Source organism: Serratia sp. ME47, assembly GCF_903970925.1.
GTDB classification, from domain to species: Bacteria; Pseudomonadota; Gammaproteobacteria; order Enterobacterales; family Enterobacteriaceae; genus Serratia; species Serratia ureilytica.
The window spans coordinates 1-16,552 of the sequence record NZ_CAJCKE010000020.1; the positions used below are offsets into that span (position 1 = coordinate 1).

Annotated in this window: 25 protein-coding genes and 1 pseudogene; 3 read left to right on the forward strand and 23 right to left on the reverse strand. The window is 54.5% G+C overall.

What is annotated here, in order from left to right:
- From H7A77_RS18170 to H7A77_RS18210, 9 genes and pseudogenes are all read right to left on the reverse strand, one after another.
- A pseudogene (locus H7A77_RS18170) lies at nucleotides 1-135 on the reverse strand (TraV family lipoprotein); the annotation flags it as partial.
- A gap of 24 nt (nucleotides 136-159) precedes the next feature.
- The gene (locus H7A77_RS18175) at nucleotides 160-546 is read right to left on the reverse strand and encodes a hypothetical protein (protein ID WP_141202225.1); all 387 of its coding nucleotides are present in this window, start codon (nucleotides 544-546) and stop codon (nucleotides 160-162) included.
- A gap of 15 nt (nucleotides 547-561) precedes the next feature.
- Nucleotides 562-717, reverse strand: a complete 156-nt coding sequence (locus tag H7A77_RS18180; RefSeq protein ID WP_176445893.1) for a hypothetical protein — start codon at nucleotides 715-717, stop codon at nucleotides 562-564.
- On the reverse strand, nucleotides 717-2,111 hold the full coding sequence (traB, locus tag H7A77_RS18185) for an F-type conjugal transfer pilus assembly protein TraB (RefSeq protein ID WP_094141469.1): 1,395 nt from the start codon (nucleotides 2,109-2,111) through the stop codon (nucleotides 717-719). The genes H7A77_RS18180 and traB overlap by 1 nt, the downstream gene beginning before the upstream one ends.
- Nucleotides 2,111-2,839 (reverse strand): type-F conjugative transfer system secretin TraK, encoded by a 729-nt coding sequence (gene traK, locus H7A77_RS18190; protein ID WP_094141470.1) that lies wholly within the window; start codon nucleotides 2,837-2,839, stop codon nucleotides 2,111-2,113. Before traK ends, traB begins: the two co-directional genes overlap by 1 nt.
- Nucleotides 2,829-3,392, reverse strand: a complete 564-nt coding sequence (gene traE / locus H7A77_RS18195; RefSeq protein WP_094141471.1) for a type IV conjugative transfer system protein TraE — start codon at nucleotides 3,390-3,392, stop codon at nucleotides 2,829-2,831. Before traE ends, traK begins: the two co-directional genes overlap by 11 nt.
- A gap of 10 nt (nucleotides 3,393-3,402) precedes the next feature.
- A complete protein-coding gene (traL, locus tag H7A77_RS18200) occupies nucleotides 3,403-3,708 on the reverse strand; it encodes a type IV conjugative transfer system protein TraL (protein WP_042785939.1) in 306 nt (101 codons plus the stop codon).
- Between the two features lie 11 nt (nucleotides 3,709-3,719).
- Entirely contained in the window at nucleotides 3,720-4,082 is a 363-nt protein-coding gene (gene traA, locus H7A77_RS18205) for a type IV conjugative transfer system pilin TraA (protein ID WP_094141472.1), read from the reverse strand.
- A 113-nt stretch (nucleotides 4,083-4,195) separates the two neighbouring features.
- On the reverse strand, nucleotides 4,196-4,393 hold the full coding sequence (locus tag H7A77_RS18210; protein WP_094141473.1) for a TraY domain-containing protein: 198 nt from the start codon (nucleotides 4,391-4,393) through the stop codon (nucleotides 4,196-4,198).
- 177 nt (nucleotides 4,394-4,570) lie between these two features.
- Here H7A77_RS18210 and H7A77_RS18215 point away from each other — a divergent pair, with 177 nt between their 5' ends.
- A complete protein-coding gene (locus tag H7A77_RS18215) occupies nucleotides 4,571-5,155 on the forward strand; it encodes a helix-turn-helix domain-containing protein (protein ID WP_094141474.1) in 585 nt (194 codons plus the stop codon).
- The gene (locus tag H7A77_RS18220) at nucleotides 5,146-5,982 is read left to right on the forward strand and encodes a queuosine precursor transporter (protein WP_182074488.1); all 837 of its coding nucleotides are present in this window, start codon (nucleotides 5,146-5,148) and stop codon (nucleotides 5,980-5,982) included. The genes H7A77_RS18215 and H7A77_RS18220 overlap by 10 nt, the downstream gene beginning before the upstream one ends.
- Nucleotides 5,983-6,051: 69 nt before the next feature.
- Here H7A77_RS18220 and traM read toward each other — a convergent pair whose 3' ends face one another.
- Nucleotides 6,052-6,438, reverse strand: a complete 387-nt coding sequence (gene traM / locus H7A77_RS18225) for a conjugal transfer relaxosome DNA-binding protein TraM (protein WP_094141496.1) — start codon at nucleotides 6,436-6,438, stop codon at nucleotides 6,052-6,054.
- 417 nt (nucleotides 6,439-6,855) lie between these two features.
- Between traM and H7A77_RS18230 the strand changes: the two genes are divergently transcribed.
- Nucleotides 6,856-7,326, forward strand: a complete 471-nt coding sequence (locus H7A77_RS18230) for a transglycosylase SLT domain-containing protein (RefSeq protein WP_094141476.1) — start codon at nucleotides 6,856-6,858, stop codon at nucleotides 7,324-7,326.
- 286 nt (nucleotides 7,327-7,612) lie between these two features.
- On the opposite strand, the gene H7A77_RS25755 is transcribed toward H7A77_RS18230, so the two are convergent.
- The 13 genes from H7A77_RS25755 to H7A77_RS18285 form a co-directional block, all read right to left on the reverse strand.
- Nucleotides 7,613-7,780 carry a DUF5983 family protein gene (locus tag H7A77_RS25755; protein ID WP_220457369.1) on the reverse strand — a complete coding sequence of 56 codons (168 nt, stop codon included), beginning with the start codon at nucleotides 7,778-7,780 and terminating at the stop codon, nucleotides 7,613-7,615.
- Nucleotides 7,781-8,010: 230 nt separating this feature from the next.
- Nucleotides 8,011-8,838, reverse strand: a complete 828-nt coding sequence (locus H7A77_RS18235) for a DUF932 domain-containing protein (RefSeq protein WP_094141477.1) — start codon at nucleotides 8,836-8,838, stop codon at nucleotides 8,011-8,013.
- Between the two features lie 56 nt (nucleotides 8,839-8,894).
- Nucleotides 8,895-9,266, reverse strand: a complete 372-nt coding sequence (locus tag H7A77_RS18240) for a hypothetical protein (protein WP_094141478.1) — start codon at nucleotides 9,264-9,266, stop codon at nucleotides 8,895-8,897.
- 565 nt (nucleotides 9,267-9,831) lie between these two features.
- The gene (locus H7A77_RS25620) at nucleotides 9,832-9,957 is read right to left on the reverse strand and encodes a hypothetical protein (RefSeq protein ID WP_254922247.1); all 126 of its coding nucleotides are present in this window, start codon (nucleotides 9,955-9,957) and stop codon (nucleotides 9,832-9,834) included.
- A gap of 37 nt (nucleotides 9,958-9,994) precedes the next feature.
- Nucleotides 9,995-10,630 (reverse strand): N-6 DNA methylase, encoded by a 636-nt coding sequence (locus H7A77_RS18245; protein WP_255443882.1) that lies wholly within the window; start codon nucleotides 10,628-10,630, stop codon nucleotides 9,995-9,997.
- Between the two features lie 216 nt (nucleotides 10,631-10,846).
- Nucleotides 10,847-11,110 (reverse strand): hypothetical protein, encoded by a 264-nt coding sequence (locus H7A77_RS18250; protein WP_094141480.1) that lies wholly within the window; start codon nucleotides 11,108-11,110, stop codon nucleotides 10,847-10,849.
- Nucleotides 11,111-11,197: 87 nt separating this feature from the next.
- Complete coding sequence (locus tag H7A77_RS18255; protein WP_094141481.1) at nucleotides 11,198-11,545, reverse strand: hypothetical protein; 348 nt, start codon at nucleotides 11,543-11,545, stop codon at nucleotides 11,198-11,200.
- A 35-nt stretch (nucleotides 11,546-11,580) separates the two neighbouring features.
- Entirely contained in the window at nucleotides 11,581-11,997 is a 417-nt protein-coding gene (locus H7A77_RS18260) for a protein TraE (RefSeq protein ID WP_182074490.1), read from the reverse strand.
- A gap of 59 nt (nucleotides 11,998-12,056) precedes the next feature.
- Nucleotides 12,057-12,395 (reverse strand): hypothetical protein, encoded by a 339-nt coding sequence (locus tag H7A77_RS18265; protein WP_094141483.1) that lies wholly within the window; start codon nucleotides 12,393-12,395, stop codon nucleotides 12,057-12,059.
- A gap of 337 nt (nucleotides 12,396-12,732) precedes the next feature.
- Nucleotides 12,733-13,458 (reverse strand): plasmid SOS inhibition protein A, encoded by a 726-nt coding sequence (locus tag H7A77_RS18270; protein WP_176445894.1) that lies wholly within the window; start codon nucleotides 13,456-13,458, stop codon nucleotides 12,733-12,735.
- A complete protein-coding gene (psiB, locus tag H7A77_RS18275) occupies nucleotides 13,455-13,895 on the reverse strand; it encodes a conjugation system SOS inhibitor PsiB (protein WP_094141485.1) in 441 nt (146 codons plus the stop codon). Before psiB ends, H7A77_RS18270 begins: the two co-directional genes overlap by 4 nt.
- 41 nt (nucleotides 13,896-13,936) lie before the next feature.
- On the reverse strand, nucleotides 13,937-15,991 hold the full coding sequence (locus H7A77_RS18280) for a ParB/RepB/Spo0J family partition protein (protein WP_254922249.1): 2,055 nt from the start codon (nucleotides 15,989-15,991) through the stop codon (nucleotides 13,937-13,939).
- Nucleotides 15,992-16,082: 91 nt separating this feature from the next.
- Nucleotides 16,083-16,526: a hypothetical protein gene (locus tag H7A77_RS18285; RefSeq protein WP_255443883.1), complete on the reverse strand. Its 444-nt coding sequence runs from the start codon at nucleotides 16,524-16,526 to the stop codon at nucleotides 16,083-16,085.
- Nucleotides 16,527-16,552: the final 26 nt, after the last annotated feature.

Genomic DNA, 16,552 nt, shown 5'->3' on the forward strand with positions numbered 1-16,552 from the left:
TTTCTCGTTGGCCTGCTCCATCGTCATGCAGCTGTCAGAGGTGGTGGCGTTACAGCCGAACTCGCTGCTGACGCCGGCACAACCGGCCAGCAGCAGCACGCCACCCAAGGCGGGGAATAAAAGCAGTGATTTCATGATGTGCGTTTTCATAAAGTCTCCTTAAAACCTGGCCGAGAAAAAAGTCATTAACGGTACAACGAGGGTCATTACCCATCCGGCGCACGTATGCATCATCAAGAACATCGGGACATCAAATTCCCAGTGAATGAAAGAACTCCCGGCAACGATTGCGACCGAGATGGGCACTATCAGTGCCAGGCATACCGACAGTGCGTAAGCAGAGGATTTTTTGTTGGGCCCCGTCATTGAGAAAAATAAAGAGAGCGCCGCCGACCCCGCACACCAGAGAATGTCACGCCGAAAACCGGCCCACTTGTCGGCATCGGTCAGCAGGTGCTCAATGCGCCACATATCGAGCGCAAGCCAGCCGCTCCACCAGGCCAGCAATAAAAAGACATATAGCCCCGTCATTTTTCGTTCAGTCATGATTTGGCCTCATCCTCAGAAGACGGTGTCGGTGCAATAGAAATGCCCTGCCGCACGGCATCCGCCCAACCAGCCCACGACGCTGAAATGTGGAATGTTTCCAAACCGCGAATAAACTTCTGACAGATGCAATAACGCCTTCAACGTGGACTTCTGCTCTTTAATGTCCATCACTGGCCACTCCCTTTACCGATACCGAACTGAGCCGGATCAAGCTTGCCGAGGTGGTTCAGCATCTGATCGGTGTTGAACCCGTTCAGGCTTTGCCCGGATTTAGGCTGGTCGCTCCCTTCGGTCTGCCCCTGCTGACGGCTCTCTTTTTCCGCCGCCACTTCCTCGATGGTTTTCATCTGGAAGCCCTCCTGGAACACCACCGTGACTTCGTTACCGGCGCCGATCGGAATCACCGGGTGATACTGCTCAGCCCGCTTGATGTAATAGTCGCTGAGCGTTGAAGCGGCTTTGCTGGCCCCCCCGCCGATGGCCGATTTGGCAATATCGCCGGCGCCCATGCTGGCCGTTGCCCCGAGACCAACGGTCGGCTGCGCCGCCCGGCCGGCACCCTCGCCCAACCCGTCAAGGAACCCGGCGCCCCAGGCAAAGCCGAGGATCTTGCCGTTGCGCATCACCACCTCGCCCTTGACACCGTTCTTGCCCATAAAGGAAACGTGGCCGTCGATGTCCTGATCAATAATGTCGTCACCACGGATGCAGCTGATTTTTCGGGTGCGCACGATGGCGCGTTCGCTGGAAACGTCCCCGTAAGCTTCCATGCTGATAAAACAGCCGGTCGCGTCATAGGTCTTGCTGTTCGGCATCTCGATCCGGCCGGTCACCCGTACCTGCATCGGCACCGTGGCCGTGTTACCGGTCACCGAGGCGTTGGCATCCGCCCCCTCAATCAGGATGGATTTGGCGAAGCTGCCGGTCGGAATGTAGGGGTACTTCTTTTTCCTGGGGCTGGTCTCCGGCGGCACCAGTGACTTGCGATAGAGACGGCCGGGCACCGGGATAGGCTTGTACTCAACGTTCGGTGGCGGTGTGACGCCTTTGCCCGGATAGAATGCCGTCGGCGGCGGAACCGCGCCGCCCGCTGCCGGCGGGAACTGTGTTGGCATCGGTTCGCCTTCGGGCGTCACGCCGTTAACCAGCGGTGGTAAGGAGGCGGCGGAACCGGGGGCCGGGTTCCCTGGTGTTGTTTGCGCCCCCGGTCCGCCAAACTGTTTAAGCTTGTTGTTTTCGTCTTCCAGCACCTGCATGCGCTTCTGATCTTCCAGACGCGATTTGTTCAGCAGGTCGATTTCCTGACGCAGGGCGGTAAATTGCTTGTTGATCTCGGCCTGCGCGGCCTGCGTCTGGGTGATGGCATGCTGCTGCACGCGATCGTCAAAGGTATTGTCGACCACCCCGGTCAGGTCGGGAGCCGGTTCGGCAAGTTGCTGTGTCTCCAGCTCCGCATCCCGCGAGAAGTAGTAACCGCCGCCGATGGCCGCGGAGACCGCCAGCGCGACCGCGCCCAGCCAGAGATATTGCTTGCGCTTGACCAGCACATTGATGTTCGCCATCAGCGGCCTCCCTCGGACAAGGTGATCCACACGCTCATGCGACCGCCCCCGATAATCTGCCGGGTAGGCGTAGCGAACATCACCGCCCGCACACCTCGTTGCCAGAAGTCGTGTTCGTTGACCCACTGGCTGGCGCTGCCCGGATTGCTGACCTCAAAGCGAACCACCTTCAGGTGATGCCCTGTCCAGACCTGCTGCGCCTGCGCACGCAAACCGTAAGGCGCGGACAGCGCTTCCCGCGTGACCGGCATCTGCCCATAGCCGGACGGCAACCGGCCCTCCATCAATGACTTGTTGAGCGAGACCAGCATGGACTCGTAGGGCTGCCCCTCTTCCCAGCCTTTGGCGGCAACAGAAACGCCCTGGCTCTCCCCCACCAGTGAGAACGTGCGGCCGACACCGGCACGCGGTACGGCGCGAATGGAATAGTTCATACCCCGCTCGGTTTCGATAACAAAACTGAACGGTTTTTTATTGAGCGTACTCAGCACCAGCCCCCCGTTGGACGCCGGCTCATAATTCACCAGGCTTTCATCCACGCCGCTGACGAACGTCACGCGATCGCCGGGGACGTTGAACAGGTTGGGTTCGCTGTTGCTAAGTGAAACATGCGCCTGACTGCCGTTCTGCAGTGGGATAGTGACCGGCGCATCCACCGTGCCGGCCTGGGCGCCGAAGCAGGCCGTCAGAGCGACAACCATCAGCGCATAGCGACGTTTAGTTTTCATCGTTTACCTCGACGAACTTGGCCAGCCAGGTCACACCCTCGCTGCGATCGATATAAAGGGAGTAGTGCTTGAGGGCTTTTTCCGGGGCGCTGTCACCGATCCAGGTACGCAGCTCACCGCGAATATCAACACGCCCCTGGGCGGGATAGACTTTCACGCTGGTCTGGAAGAAAGCTGCATTGACGTTGCTGGCTATAATGCGGTTGGCCTCCTCGGCCAGGACAATCTTGAGGGCGTTTTGCGCCGCCGGCTTTACCTTCATGAGTAGGGTGGAATGTGAGGCGTTGACCGTCTCAGGGGTCACATTGAGACGTAACGCGACAAAGGAGAGCGCCATTTGCTCGAGATACGATGCATCAGCGCTGTTTTGAGAGACGCCGAACGGCGCCTTGAACAACATGGGAATTGCCACCACCTGTTTTTCGTTATGCAGGCGATAGTTGTTGATAGCCATGATAATGACGGCCACCGTCAGCGCAGCAATCAACAGCGCCATGACAATAAAGCCGATGGCAATAATACGATTTGAGTTGAGACGTGCTGAGTGTTCCATTATCGCCTGCCTATTTTATCCATTTCCGAAAACACGATTCAGGGACCACCTTGTAGACGCCTTTGCCGAGCGAGGTCGGTAAATACCAATATGCAAGGTCACGCAGCCAGCTACTGCCCTTCCCCTTTTTGGCTTTGTGAATGGCCCAGAACACCAGTGCCGCCAAAATAATCCCCGTGATATATTTCTGCTGCCAGATAAACCAGCCGCCAGTAATAGCCACGGGGATTAATTCATCAAGACAAAACCCAAACCAGCGATCTTGTGTTCTCAGTGTTTTCGGGAAACGGTATTTGTTCAGATCGTTTCCCGACATACCGCCCCCGATTAATACCCGGCGACTTTCATACCCACCGCGATCAGGACAGAGATCACGATGAAGCCGGAGAGATATTTGAGGTTTTTTGTGGCCATATACATCACGGCCCCGACCAGAACCTCAGCCACGATGATCCATCTGACCATGGTGGAGCCAGAGCCTGCCGTTGCCTTCACATCGGCATCGCCGGATTGCAGCATATCCTTACCGCCGGCGGCGAGAGCCACTTCCGGGAAGAACGAAGCCAGTACGGCAAACGGCAGGATCACCTTGAGGAAATTCACGACACGCTGCCTAGAAAACAGCTTACGAAGTGAAAACCCCTGACGTTGGGCAACAGAAGGCCCCTGAGCGCTTAATAAAGCATTCATTTAAATTTTCCTTATGTATAAGTTAGTTAATGTGAAATTATCTCTAGAAATCACACAATTTGATTGATTTTGGTATTCCTTAGATAGACCTCCTCTCTTTATGGTTTAACAAGTTAAAATTTGAATATCTTTCCAGCCGCGGCTATGTCTTGTACTTGCTGTAAGTGATCTGTCAGACGAAGAAGGGCCTCCTGACGCTTGGTTCTCCCAGAGCGTTTAGCTGAAAGAGTAAGCAGTTCGTTAACCTCTTCCCCTAGTTGAAGTGAGAGTGTCACTCCAATCACAGTGTTGTCTATTTTAGATTTCTTCATATAAATCAATCAGTTACAAACCAAATCAGAGTGTTTGAATGATAAGATATGCTGCCGACAAAAGTTTCCTTTTAGTTCCTTTTTTGTGATTTTATCATCAAATCATCTCATGTGAAGTTATTTTTAGTTCTTTTTGTATGTGTATGATTTCCTTTTATATAAACACCGGGAATCATAATGGCTAATTCCATACAAGACAGATTAAACGAAGCGCTGGTAGCAAGGGGGATGACTCCGGCTGAGCTGGCTCGTGCTGTCGGAGTAAGCAATGGTTACATATCAAAACTGCTATCTGGTTATATTTCGCAACCCAAAAAGAACCTATCAGCTATATGTACTGCTCTGAGAATTAACGAAAGATGGCTTTTAACCGGAAAAGGGGAGGTAGAAGTCGATGGTAATGACATCGTCACTTATCCCCTTTTACCTGTTTACGAAACTTTTAACTCAGAGAAAAAAGATGAGTTATATAGCATTCCATGCTTAATCGAAAATAAAAAGAATAATTTAAAAGCATACAGAGTTAGGAAAACAGACATTTTCAACGCAGAACTAAATGTTGTCGTTGACAAGAATGGAGATGGTTCAGGATTGTTTTTAATTACACATGAAGGAAAGGCTTTAATATCTACACGATTTGATTACGTAGCTAAGTCTGAGTGGATTCATAACACTAACAAAGAAATAAATAATTGCAACTTCACTGTGCTAGGGAAAGTCGTTCAATTAACATCAATAGACGAGGATGACATATGGACGTGAGGTTTATTTTGGTTGGGATAGCAAACAACAAGATTTCCTACAAGATAAGAGATGGAGGGGCAGTATTTTCCGATAACGTAGACTCTATCCTACATAAAAATCTAGTAGACTTCTTCAGTGAAGACGACAAAAGCAAGATACTAGCGTCATATGGGATATCAGATGCTCCAGTATTTCTTACTAAAGGAGAGTCTATATTTACTATACTACTAACACTATTCATAACTTGCTTATTTGTAGCGATCCCTCTATCTCAAACAAAAGTAGCAATATTATCATACATCCAACCGGGTGGAATAATAATCTTCCCTATTACATTTGTTTTTCTTGATTCAATTAATGAAATATTTGGAAGGAAAAAAGGGAAATTAGCTATTATCACGGCCTCTGTATCGCTAGCCATTGCATCGGCTTTTATATTTTTCAGTTTAAAATTAAAAGGAGTTGAAACAGTAAGTCACGCCAGTTTTATCGCAGTGTATACTAACCTACCAAGGCTACTTTTGATAAACTCAATATGTGTGCTGTTAGCAGACAACTTCAACAATATGATTTATAACAATCTAAAAGCTCATTTAAGAGGGAGCTACTTATTATTTAGATGTTTTATATCAACAATTATAGGTCAGCTAGTTTATTCTATTGTATGGATCTTGGCTTTTTATCATGATAGGCTAGAATGGAACGAAAAAATTACATACATTTTAAATAACTATGAATTCAAGGTTTTTTTCAGTTTAATCATTTGCGCCCCACTCACTTTATTTACAGTTTGGTTAGCCAAAACATATATATATGGAGCTAAAAGAAAGCTCGTGGTACATTGATAAAACTGGCCTGCATGGTAAGTTTTCATGTAGGCCATATACATCAAAACTACATTCAATAACAAACAATCATTCGGTTCCAGTATTGATAAAAAATCTACCTAATTCCTTTTCAATTGTATCTTTTATTTCTGATATTATTTTTTGATAATTATTAAGTTTCGGTTTATCTGATATATATGGGGCTAATGTACTTACACCAAGAACCTTTGCCATGGCCAACTGAGTTTTTAAAACGTTCTCAAGCAGGACTCTGTTAAACTCCGTTTGATTAAAGGGATCATCTTTTCTTTCCATCTGTGCCTCATAGACTCTGAGACCGAGTTCCAGAAGCATAGAAATAACACTAGATGTACTTACTTCAGTTTCAGCAGCCCCTTCTTGACGGCGCTGTTCAACAATCGCGTGAATCTTTTCAACAGCTTCCTTGCTGACATACGCTTGAATTCTGGCCATAAAAATATCACCCCGAGATATTATCAACTTACAGCTAAACTGTATGTATTGTGAATAGACATGCACGAATCAGATCCGACTCTAATTGCGAGTCTAATATAATTAGAAAAGCAAAAATACACAACCCGCCTTTAGAGGCGAGTCCTTATATCGATATGAAATTTATGAATAACTCTATATAAAGTTGTACATAAACTCGATAGGCGACTCTAAGGAGAGTCCTTAACGACTCTAGTTTTTCCAATATGAAAACCACATAAACAAATATGATTTATATCACCATAATTTAAATAGAAAAATCTGCAAAATACAATTTTGCGTGGGGTGTGGTGCTGTTACTCCAAAGAGCGCGAATTTGTTGACTGGAGATCCCGAAAAGGCTAGATTTTCACCAGGGCTAGGGATTTTAAGGGTACCATGAAGAACCTCATCGCAGCGTTAATGCTATTCAGTTCAACGGCCGCTATGGCTGATTGTTTTGACATGGCGGGTCGTGATTATCACATCGACCCGGATCTGCTGCGTGCTATTTCATGGAACGAGTCACGGTTTAATCCCGTGGCTATCGGCCCAAATCCTACAACAGGGTACGGCGTGGGGTTAATGCAAATTGACTCCCAGCACTTTAACTCGCTCTCATCGATAGGGGTTTCAGAACGTCACCTGAAGCAAGATCCGTGCATGAACATCTACACCGGTGCTTATTATCTCGCGATTGCCTTTAAGAAGTGGGGAGCGACCTGGCAGGCAGTGGGGGCTTATAATGCAGGATTTAAAGATTCGCCTAAGCAGGCGCAACGACGTTATAAGTATGCAAGCAAAATCGAGAAAACCTACCGGGCGATAAAAGCCAACAAGCAGCAACCCCTCCTCGTCCAGAACCCGTAGTTTATCCACATATGCACATAAGACAAAGCCAGTGAAGTTTCCCATCACCTTAATGGGAAACGAACGGGAGCGGTTATTTCACCGGGGCAAGGTGAAATAACGTCGATTGTGTAGATGTGGGTAAGCGGACTGCAGAGTTAACGAACACCACCAAAAAACGTTACCGTTTTTTGGGTGCTAACCAGGGTGCCCCTTTGGGGCAGCGGGAGCGGGAAATGTATTTCCCGCTGGGCGGGCGGGGAGAATAAGAGACACCCCCTCGATGGGGACGGCTCTTATCAGCGCGCTACCACTCAAAAACCTCGTAGCCGGGAAGAATGGATGCATCACAATCAAAATGGATGTAGCCTATGCGATGATATTTTATCTGGTGAATTAAAAACCCCCTCAGCGCCTTTGACGCTCCTTGCGACTTTAAAACCCGCAACCGCCGCAGATAATCCGTCAGTACCATAATATAACCGTAGGGGATGTTAACCACCTAGGAACTAAAAGCCGCCTGCCCTGCCATTGTCGCTAACAGCTCGTTATCTTCCGATGTAAAATGTGCCGTACTGCATACCCGTAAATTTTCCGTTTGCATCTTTCACCCCGTTATTTCATACTGTCCGCGTAGTATTAACTTTTCGTTCTGTAGCAGTGTTCGGCCCCGGTATTGATGGGCGTCATTACCGGGGCACCCTGTTACTTCATTCGGTTTTTGAATTCATCCGCAATCAGCCATAACGCACGGTTCAATTTAATATCGCCATCGATACCGTTGACCGCCCGAGTCCGGGTATTTTTCCCGGTCGCGCTTTTACCGGGTAATCCGCCTTTAATCATGTTTTCCTGAACGCGCTGGAATGTCGTCCATAAATCATTGCCGTAATCTTCTCGCCGACGCGGACGCAAAACCTGTGACGGCGTGATTGGGGATTTATCTTCGTATTCGTAGCGATAACTTAACGCCGACCGCGCAAATAATTCCTGGTCGCGCTCGGTCAGTGAAATGCATTTCATGGTATCGAGGTCATTATCGACGCGGTCAAATATGCCGAGCACTTCATACGCACCCTCAATAACCTGCCCGACTACGTCGCCTTTATGCGGCACTCTGACATCACCGAATGACTGGCCAAATACCATGCCGTTGGCGCAGACATAGCGGAACATGCCGGGGATCATTTGGTAACTGCTGCTCCCGTCGTGGCTGTTCAATAATACGATTTCGGGGACTTCCTTATTGCCGGAGACAATCATATTTTCCCGGCGCAGCCGCAGCATGTGTTTGGTATGGCCGCGTTTGCTTTCATCCCGAACGCGCGTTTGGCAGGCATAAAACGGCTGAAAACCTTCCTCGCGTAATTTATCCAGCAGCGTAATGGTGGGGATGTAGGTGTATCGGTCACTGCGCGAATCGTGTTTATCTTCAGAAAACACGCTTGGCACCACGTTCATTAATTCCTCGTTGGTTAACGGACGGTCTTTACGAATGGCGTTATAACGGCCAAAACGGGAAGTCAGACGCATGATATTCTCCTTTCTCTTTGAGTAATGCCGGCCAATTTTTTTAGACCGGCGATGAATTAACGGTATGAGTGATTGATAGCCAGCTGAAGGTGAAGCCGATAACGCGCATGCTCCCAGGCAGTGACTCCGGCCTCGCCAAAATAGGCACCGGCCAGACGCTGCGCCTTAATCCAATGTTGCGCGACGGCATACGCAATTTTCGGTTTATCGGACGGCGAGTTATCGACGCCGTTAAACAGCACCCGATCCGTCATCGTGTTAAAGATTTCATACAGCGATTGCGCCAGTTCGTCAGGGGACAAATACACGCCGTGTAATTCCTCCATCAATGCCAGTTGACGGATCATGATGCTTTCCGCGTCGGGGTATTTTCCTGCCCATCGTTTGGAAGATTCTTTGGTGGCGGTGTTGACGTTTTGCGTGTTCATCCTGCTCTTGCTCCTCTCTGGTGGTTATTCCATCGTTCGGTGAGTTCCCTGGCGGCAAAGGGCGACGGAGCAACGGCGTAAGGAGACACGCAAGGGGCGAGACGAAAAGTTTTTCCAGGTAAAAAGTTTTCGGTGAAGTGCATTTCACCCCTTGCGGGGCGACGCGACGGTGCTACGAACAGCCCTCCGCCGGGGAACGGCCGGCCGATAGCTCACCGGAAACGCAGCGAGGAGGAACACGGCCGACACGGCGACAAGCCGCGGCGACCTTAGCGTTCCTCGCCTGGGCGAGGGACAGTGAAAAGCGGCGCCGGCATCGCCGGCTGCAAGCGTGCCCATCGCGTGACGGATGGAAGCCCGCCAGGGGGGAGACGGCGGGCCGGCTCCCTGCGCAGCACGACAGCCGGACCCGAAGGGCACGCCCAGGCATCACCGATTCACCGCAGAAATACCGGCAGCCGGCGAGGGAGAGGTAGAAAAACCGCCACCAGGTCTTTGTTACAGCATACGAGAAGGGAAAGAATGGCCGGTGCCGCAGGCACCCGCCTTTCATTCTGTTCGTCTTTTACCGCGCGGTGCTGACCGTAGCCACCGTTTCCAGGTAGCAAACGGCGTCGTCATCAAACGCCCAGCGCTCACCACCCCGATCGGTAAATTCGCCCGGTAACGGCAACGTGTCGTTTTCAGTCATGCGTTATCGGACAGGATCGCCCTGCCCGCCTCGGTTGTTAGCGATACATCGGCCAGCGCGTGGACGTCACGCGATACCAAAACGGCGTATACATCTCGCGCTGATAGGTCAGTGTCAGGCTGTTGCCGATCACCACGCGCGCCGGGATACCCAACAGCGACAGCTGAATGTAACACATCCGCGCCGCCACCGGATCGATGTCCACGCAGTCGGCGCGCAGCTGCGTTTGCGGGTTATACCCGCGCGCCAGCATCACTTTGGCAAACGCGATCACCATCCCGCCCGCGCCGCAGGTCGGTTCCGACAGCGTGATATACGGCTCATTGTCCAACGCCGCCAGCCGATCACCGGCCACCAGTCCCGCCATCAGCTCGGAGAGATGGAACGGCGTGAAAAACTGGCCGATGTTGCCGCTGCCCAGCTCCAGCTCCATAAACAACGAGCCGAGAAAGTCCCCCATGACCTGATCCAGCCCGATGATCAGCCATGAATACAACTGCACCATGCGCTGCTGGTCGGCTTTTTCATAGCGCTGGATGGTGGCCAGATACTCCGCCTCGATGTCCGGCGACTTTAACAGCAGATTTTCCAGCGCATAGGCCGTCAGTTTCACAAAATCGCTGAACACTTCGTAGCGATGGTGATAACGCGCCGTTTCACGAAACGTACTCAAAAACGCCTTCCGCGGATCATCGCCGGTGATTGGCCATTTCCGTCCCGGTACAGGGTCGGCGGATTTTGGCTGTTCTAACGCATCAGCCCTGACGTTCTTTTCCGCCGGGCGCAATGCATCGACGGGCACAGAAAACAGGGCATCAAAAGTGAGTTGTGACATCAATTAGCCTCCGGGTCAGTGAATAGCCGCCCCGGTACGGGGCGGCTCGCGTTATCAGGCCATTGCCCGCGTTAACTCCAGCGCACGCAGAACGTGCCCCCACTCACTGCCCCGCATCGACGGCACCCGTACCGGTTTGCCCTTGCGGACACACCCGGCGATATGACGCCCGAACGACCGCAGATCCGGATCGACGTCGGCCGACGCTATATTGCCGCGCGCGATCCGCCGCTGGCGCTTCACCTGCTCGCACTCAGCCTGCAGGCGCTTTACATACTCGTCGGTTGCTGTCATGATGCTTGGGTCTGTTGATTTCATCGTTTTGCTCCGTATGGTTTCAGTAGACTGCCGGCCAACTTGTCGAGGGCTAACCGGCACGAGAGAGCAGGCGAAAGCCTGCTTTTTTCATTTACGGGCTTGCGTCTCCCGGCTTAACACCTCCTTATTGATCCGCGCCAAAATGACGCTGTGCGGTAACGTCACCACGTCGCGGAACTTAAAATAGCGATCGCCGACTTTTGCAAAAATGTAGGCAACGTCCCCGCAGTACATTTCGGCCAGCTTGAAAGTTTCGCTATGTGCGTCGCCCTCCCAGTCTTTCGGGTACATCACTGCGATGGCATCCATAAACGCCGCCAGCGTGATTTCTTCCACGTCGTTGCGTGCCTGCTGCTCGCGCCGTTGCCAGTACGCGGCCTCGGTGCTCGCATCCCACGCCATGCGGTTTTCGGTGCTGATTTCGGTCTGATACATCGTTTTTCTCCTCGGTTAGGGTGGCTTGCCACCGGTTAAATGCGGGTCAACGTGCCGTAGTAAGGCAACTGGCGGCCATCGTCCCCGCGCCGCATCCGGCCATCGTCTGACACGTCGACGAAAACGCCGGTATCGAGACACAGCCAGATGAAGCCTTTTTGCATAAAGCGATACCCGGTTGTGCTCAGGCAAACAGGGCGCACAGGCTCGAGCTGTTCCACGGCGTACACCGTGCATCCCTGCGCGCGGGTTTCGCGCGCAAATCGCATTACGGCATCAAACGGATTGCAGGCGTTGGTGATGTGGCTGCAATTGAGGTTCACCGTGCCCCCGATGCAGGGTGCCGAAAATTTGACGGAAAAGCGGCCGATCTCCTGAGTAGCAAACAGGCAGGCTTTTACATCCCAATCATCAGGCGATCCGTTGACGGCGGTGTTGATGCTCTGTTTCATAGTCTTATCTCCTTCTAGTGATAGACCGGGCAGCTGCGCCGCCGCCCGGCCGGTAAAATTTATGAGCGATCCATCCGGGCCATCGCGCATTCAAACTCAAATTTCCCCTCCAAATTTTCGAGCACATACGCCACGGCGTTGCTGCCCATTTCGCCGCACATCTCTGGCGCCAACGCCATCGCGTCCAGCCAGCAACGCACGATCATGTAAGGAACGCGGGGCTTATCACCAAAAGCGCCCACGTCTTTCCAGTTCGTCACCGAGTCCAGCACGTTATCGGCGATGGCCATCAGCAGCTCCATCAGCCGCTGCGCTCTTTCCGGTTTCCACTGATCGTTAAAATGGCGCAGCTCGTTCAGGTAGCCCTGTTGCTCAGAAATGCGTTCAGCAGGCGACAAGCCGGGGCGTCTTTAGCGTTCCTCGCCAGGGCGAGGAACAGTGAGAAGCGGCGCCGGCACCGCCGGCTGCAAGCGTGCCTTTCGCGTCAGCGATGGACGCCCGCAGGGGGGCGACGGCTTGCCGGCGCCATGCGCAGCACGACAGCGCGCCCGGACGCCCGGCGCCGCATCGTTTCGCCAGGCAAGTCGTTCAGAAGCAGCACATCCCTGCCCGACCGTCACCGCGACTCTATCAACAGGAACCGTCTCCCCTGCTGAAAGAAGAGACAGGCCTGGCACAGGAATGAGAGAGCAACAAGCCGCAGTGGCGTAGCCACTGCAGCCTGTTGTCCGGGGGTTAGCGGCCTACCAGGCGATTCGGCAGCCGCGCCGCGTTATCGATATGCGCTTCAGCGGATAATTCAGCACTGATCAGACTGACCTGAAGACGCGCCTCCCAAAATGGCATGGCCGACCAGAGGTAACTATCCAGTTCGGCCAGACAGGGAAACCGCGCCGTCCACGCCAGCACCAGCCCGCTCAGGTCATCCTCGGCAAGTCCCTGCTGCTGCGCACGCCGCACCCAGCGGTCAAGCTCGCCCGGCGTGATGAACGCCAGCTCGATTTCCGCCTGCGCCAGCCGCACCTGGTAACGCCGCCGCTTGTGCCGCCGGAGTGTGGCATCGATGCGCGCCTGACGGGTGTGTTTCATCGTCAGCCGGTGTTCGAAGCGCTGACGGCGACGGCGGTTCACTTCCGGGAACAACGTGTCACGGGTGTCGCCCGGCAACGGGGAATAACAGTGCTCCCCCCGGCTGGCAATCAGCGTGTCGAGTGCGTCAACATAGTCTTCCTTGCGCGTGGCGCGGCGACGATCGCCGGGCCGGTAGGTCACGTCTATCATGCGGATGTCCCTGGCTGAAATTGTGAGCCGCCCGGTTAACTGGCGGAAAAACGCCGTGGCATACGGGTAGGCGGATAACCGCCTGCCAGCTTCACGGCGGGCTTCGACCTGTGCGATGGCTTGCCAGACGGCCTGCCGGTACGGGTGCCACGGCACCAATGCGAGATGATGGGGGATCACAGGCAATGCCCTCCCATCCGCAGCGCCGCCGCCAACTTTTCCGGCCGCCAGAACCCCAGCCGGTAATAGCCCGCCACGGTATGCAGCACCCGGTTGACCGTGGCCGGGGTGTAATACTCATCCAGGTACAGCCACGCCAGCGACTGACCGCCGTCAAACGGCAGCGTCATTGACCAGTTCGGCACCTCCGCGCCCGCACTGCACAAATAGAGCGCCGTCGCCTCATCCCCTGCCGGGCTTATCCGGCACACCACCGGCACGCGCCCGCAGAACTCACAGCCCTCTTCCGCCACCACGCGCCAGCCTTCCGGCACCGCCAGTTGCCCCAGCACCGCGCAGTTGAGCATCATCCGGTACTCTCTGCCCCGATCGCGGTACTGCTCCAGTTCGTCGGCGCTCATCGCCGTCAGTGTTTCCAGATTGAATGCATTTTTCATCGCTGTTTTCTGCCGCCCTATGGGCGGCAGCTCCCTGTCGGTTAGGCGGCGGCGCTGTTGTCAGCGTCCTGTAAAGTGGTGATGTCATCGGCCACCGGCAGCAGGCACTCCGGCACCCAGCCGCTGGCGGTCAGTTCATCCTCGGCCAGCTGCGCGGCGTCGCCCTTCTTCATCTTGAGCACCGAGGCCGCCTGCGCCACCTTCCCGGCATCAAGTAGTGCATCGCTCATTAACTCCTTGCTGATGCGCCCGAAGTAATTGGCCTTGGTCGGTTGCCACCAGTCGCGCAGCGTGAAGTCCAGCGCGTGCTCGAGCGGCGTCAGGGCATCGCCGACTTTTCCATTACCGGCAGGCCACAGCTGCACGGCATCGAGCGACAGGCCGACGCAGTACGCCAGCAGCGCCACGACCTCGGCCTGTTCCCACGTCAGCAACCATGTGAAATCGGTATTCCACTCCGGCGGCAATTTCGCCTCCCACTGCGCGTGCAGCTCGCCCAGTTGGCGATCGGCACGGCTCCCTTCCGCCGTCGGGGCTTTGCTCAGCAGCTCCCCACGTTTTGGGGTCAGGCTGGTTTGGAGCAGCGATCCGGCGTAACGCGAACCGAACACCTTCACGGCCAGCGTGTGGGTTTGCAGCGCCAGCGCCACGGTCGGGTTCTCGACCAGCGCCCCCATCACCGCCAGCGTGCGCTCCGCCGACAAACTGGTGATCAGCGCCGCCGACAGCCCTTTCTCCTTGGTTTTCGGTGCCGCCGTTTCGGTGGTCGCCGTGCCCTCGCCGTTGTCATCCCCGGACTTGTCGGTTACTTCGCTCGCCCGCAGCACGATCCCGCGCTGGTAAACCACCTCCCCGTCACGCAGGGACGCCACTACCCCGCCGCTGCTGCGCATCGCCGGCGGCCAAGCCCGGACGATGGCTTGTGCGGTAAGCAGTTCGATTTTGGCTTCCGCTGCGTCGCTTTCGATGTTCAGCGCGTGGGTATCGGTATCGGCATCCGCCGCCTCAAATGCCGTTTCCAGCTCACTAAACCGCGCTTTCAGGCGGGCAATCTCGGCCTGTTCGTCAGCGGTAAATTCCGGCTGCGGTTCGGCCAGCTCGCGATAAATCTCCGCATCCTCCCCCCACGTTTTAATGGCCGAAATGCGCCCTTCCGCCCAGCTCCAGCCTTCGTCCTCGGCCACCTGCTGCGCCAGCGCGTGCAATTTCTCACGGGCAAGACGCTCCAGCATCGCCGGTTCGGTCAAAAAGCCCTCGTCGGTAAACAGGTCGAATTTGAAGGTGCCGCCCGCCGCCTCGTAGATCTCGCGCCCGACGAACGCCAGCTGGCTGTTGTCTTTGGCCGAGACTTCACCTTTCAGCACCGCCTCGCGCAGGTGCTGCGGCGCAGCCGCCCAGCCGTGCGCGTTTTCCCACACGTCACACTGACGTTGATGATCGTCGGTGGCCGACAACGCCTGCAGCTGGTCGAGGGTGATCTGGTCGTCGGCCAGCGCATCGAGCAGCACCGGCGCCATCGTCGCCAGACGCAGGCATCGCTGAACGTGGCGCGTGCTGAACCCCAGCAGATCGCCGATCTGTGCCGGGGTTTGCCCGTCTGCCGACAGGTCGCGGAACGCCGTGACTTGATCGGCAGGGTGCATCTGCTCGCGCTGGCTGTTCTCCATCATCGACACCACGCGCGCCATCGCCCGGCTGACGACCAGCACCTCGACCGGGTAATCGTCGGTCACGATGCCGTCCGGGGTGGTCTTGTCGGCGTCGTTCTCCTGTTCCATCAACCAGCGCAGCGCCAGCGTGCGCCGCTCACCGGCGGCGACGCCGTAGCGGCCATCCTCCATTTCGAACACGACCAGATTCATCAGCAGACCGGCTGAACGGATGGAAGCGGCAAGCCCCTCGATCGACGTCTGCGAGGACTTTTTCTTGCGCACGTTCAGGTCGGTCAGCACCAGCTGGCCGAGCGTGGCGGTTTTGCGTACGGCCTTGGCCAGCGCCGCCTCGATTTTTTCCGTGAGCGCGTTTTTCTTGGCCGTAGATTTGGCCGGACGGGTTGTCTTGCCCTTGGTTGGTGCTTTAGACTCAGTCATAGACATGGTGTATCTCCGTTGATAATTGCCTGTTGAGCCAACGTCAGAAATGGGGTTTCCGCGCTGGCGGTGAGAAAGCGGCAGCGATGCCGCTTTTTTATTGCCCTGAATTCATGCGCCAGTGGGTCATCGTCATCTGATCGCTGGCAGCCACCGGCCAGCCCCCGACGATCCACACCGAAATGGTGTCGAAATCCCCAAAGTCCGCGAACAGCTCTTCCGCCCCTGCCGGTACGACCGGCGGTTCAATGGTGCCGGTTGAACGACCGCACACCGCCTTCACATAGCAAAACAGGTCATACACCTGCGGAACGGTCAGAGCACTGTTGGTCTGTGCGGATGCTGCTGTAGGCTTCGATGTCGCGCCTTTGACGTTTTGTTGAGCCATGTTGAAATCCTCCGTGGGGTGATAACTGATGCCGCTGTGAGTATTCGCCGTCGCAATAAACTGATTCAGCACGGCGAAGAGCGGCACCAAGGGGCGGAGACAAAAAGTTTTTTGACCGAAGGGAGGAAAAAGTTTTTGGCGGAGTTCATACACCCCTTGGTGTTCAAGCGAGACGCTGT

Excerpts from the sequence above, each read along its gene's own strand:
- H7A77_RS18175 (WP_141202225.1), bottom strand. The coding sequence starts at position 546 with ATGACTGAACGAAAAATGACGGGGCTATATGTCTTTTTATTGCTGGCC.
- H7A77_RS18180 (WP_176445893.1), bottom strand. The coding sequence starts at position 717 with ATGGACATTAAAGAGCAGAAGTCCACGTTGAAGGCGTTATTGCATCTG.
- traB (WP_094141469.1), bottom strand. The coding sequence starts at position 2,111 with ATGGCGAACATCAATGTGCTGGTCAAGCGCAAGCAATATCTCTGGCTG.
- traK (WP_094141470.1), bottom strand. The coding sequence starts at position 2,839 with ATGAAAACTAAACGTCGCTATGCGCTGATGGTTGTCGCTCTGACGGCC.
- traE (WP_094141471.1), bottom strand. The coding sequence starts at position 3,392 with ATGGAACACTCAGCACGTCTCAACTCAAATCGTATTATTGCCATCGGC.
- traL (WP_042785939.1), bottom strand. The coding sequence starts at position 3,708 with ATGTCGGGAAACGATCTGAACAAATACCGTTTCCCGAAAACACTGAGA.
- traA (WP_094141472.1), bottom strand. The coding sequence starts at position 4,082 with ATGAATGCTTTATTAAGCGCTCAGGGGCCTTCTGTTGCCCAACGTCAG.
- H7A77_RS18210 (WP_094141473.1), bottom strand. The coding sequence starts at position 4,393 with ATGAAGAAATCTAAAATAGACAACACTGTGATTGGAGTGACACTCTCA.
- H7A77_RS18215 (WP_094141474.1), top strand. The coding sequence starts at position 4,571 with ATGGCTAATTCCATACAAGACAGATTAAACGAAGCGCTGGTAGCAAGG.
- H7A77_RS18220 (WP_182074488.1), top strand. The coding sequence starts at position 5,146 with ATGGACGTGAGGTTTATTTTGGTTGGGATAGCAAACAACAAGATTTCC.
- traM (WP_094141496.1), bottom strand. The coding sequence starts at position 6,438 with ATGGCCAGAATTCAAGCGTATGTCAGCAAGGAAGCTGTTGAAAAGATT.
- H7A77_RS18230 (WP_094141476.1), top strand. The coding sequence starts at position 6,856 with ATGAAGAACCTCATCGCAGCGTTAATGCTATTCAGTTCAACGGCCGCT.
- H7A77_RS25755 (WP_220457369.1), bottom strand. The coding sequence starts at position 7,780 with ATGGTACTGACGGATTATCTGCGGCGGTTGCGGGTTTTAAAGTCGCAA.
- H7A77_RS18235 (WP_094141477.1), bottom strand. The coding sequence starts at position 8,838 with ATGCGTCTGACTTCCCGTTTTGGCCGTTATAACGCCATTCGTAAAGAC.
- H7A77_RS18240 (WP_094141478.1), bottom strand. The coding sequence starts at position 9,266 with ATGAACACGCAAAACGTCAACACCGCCACCAAAGAATCTTCCAAACGA.
- H7A77_RS25620 (WP_254922247.1), bottom strand. The coding sequence starts at position 9,957 with ATGACTGAAAACGACACGTTGCCGTTACCGGGCGAATTTACCGATCGG.
- H7A77_RS18250 (WP_094141480.1), bottom strand. The coding sequence starts at position 11,110 with ATGAAATCAACAGACCCAAGCATCATGACAGCAACCGACGAGTATGTA.
- H7A77_RS18255 (WP_094141481.1), bottom strand. The coding sequence starts at position 11,545 with ATGTATCAGACCGAAATCAGCACCGAAAACCGCATGGCGTGGGATGCG.
- H7A77_RS18260 (WP_182074490.1), bottom strand. The coding sequence starts at position 11,997 with ATGAAACAGAGCATCAACACCGCCGTCAACGGATCGCCTGATGATTGG.
- psiB (WP_094141485.1), bottom strand. The coding sequence starts at position 13,895 with ATGAAAAATGCATTCAATCTGGAAACACTGACGGCGATGAGCGCCGAC.
- H7A77_RS18280 (WP_254922249.1), bottom strand. The coding sequence starts at position 15,991 with ATGTCTATGACTGAGTCTAAAGCACCAACCAAGGGCAAGACAACCCGT.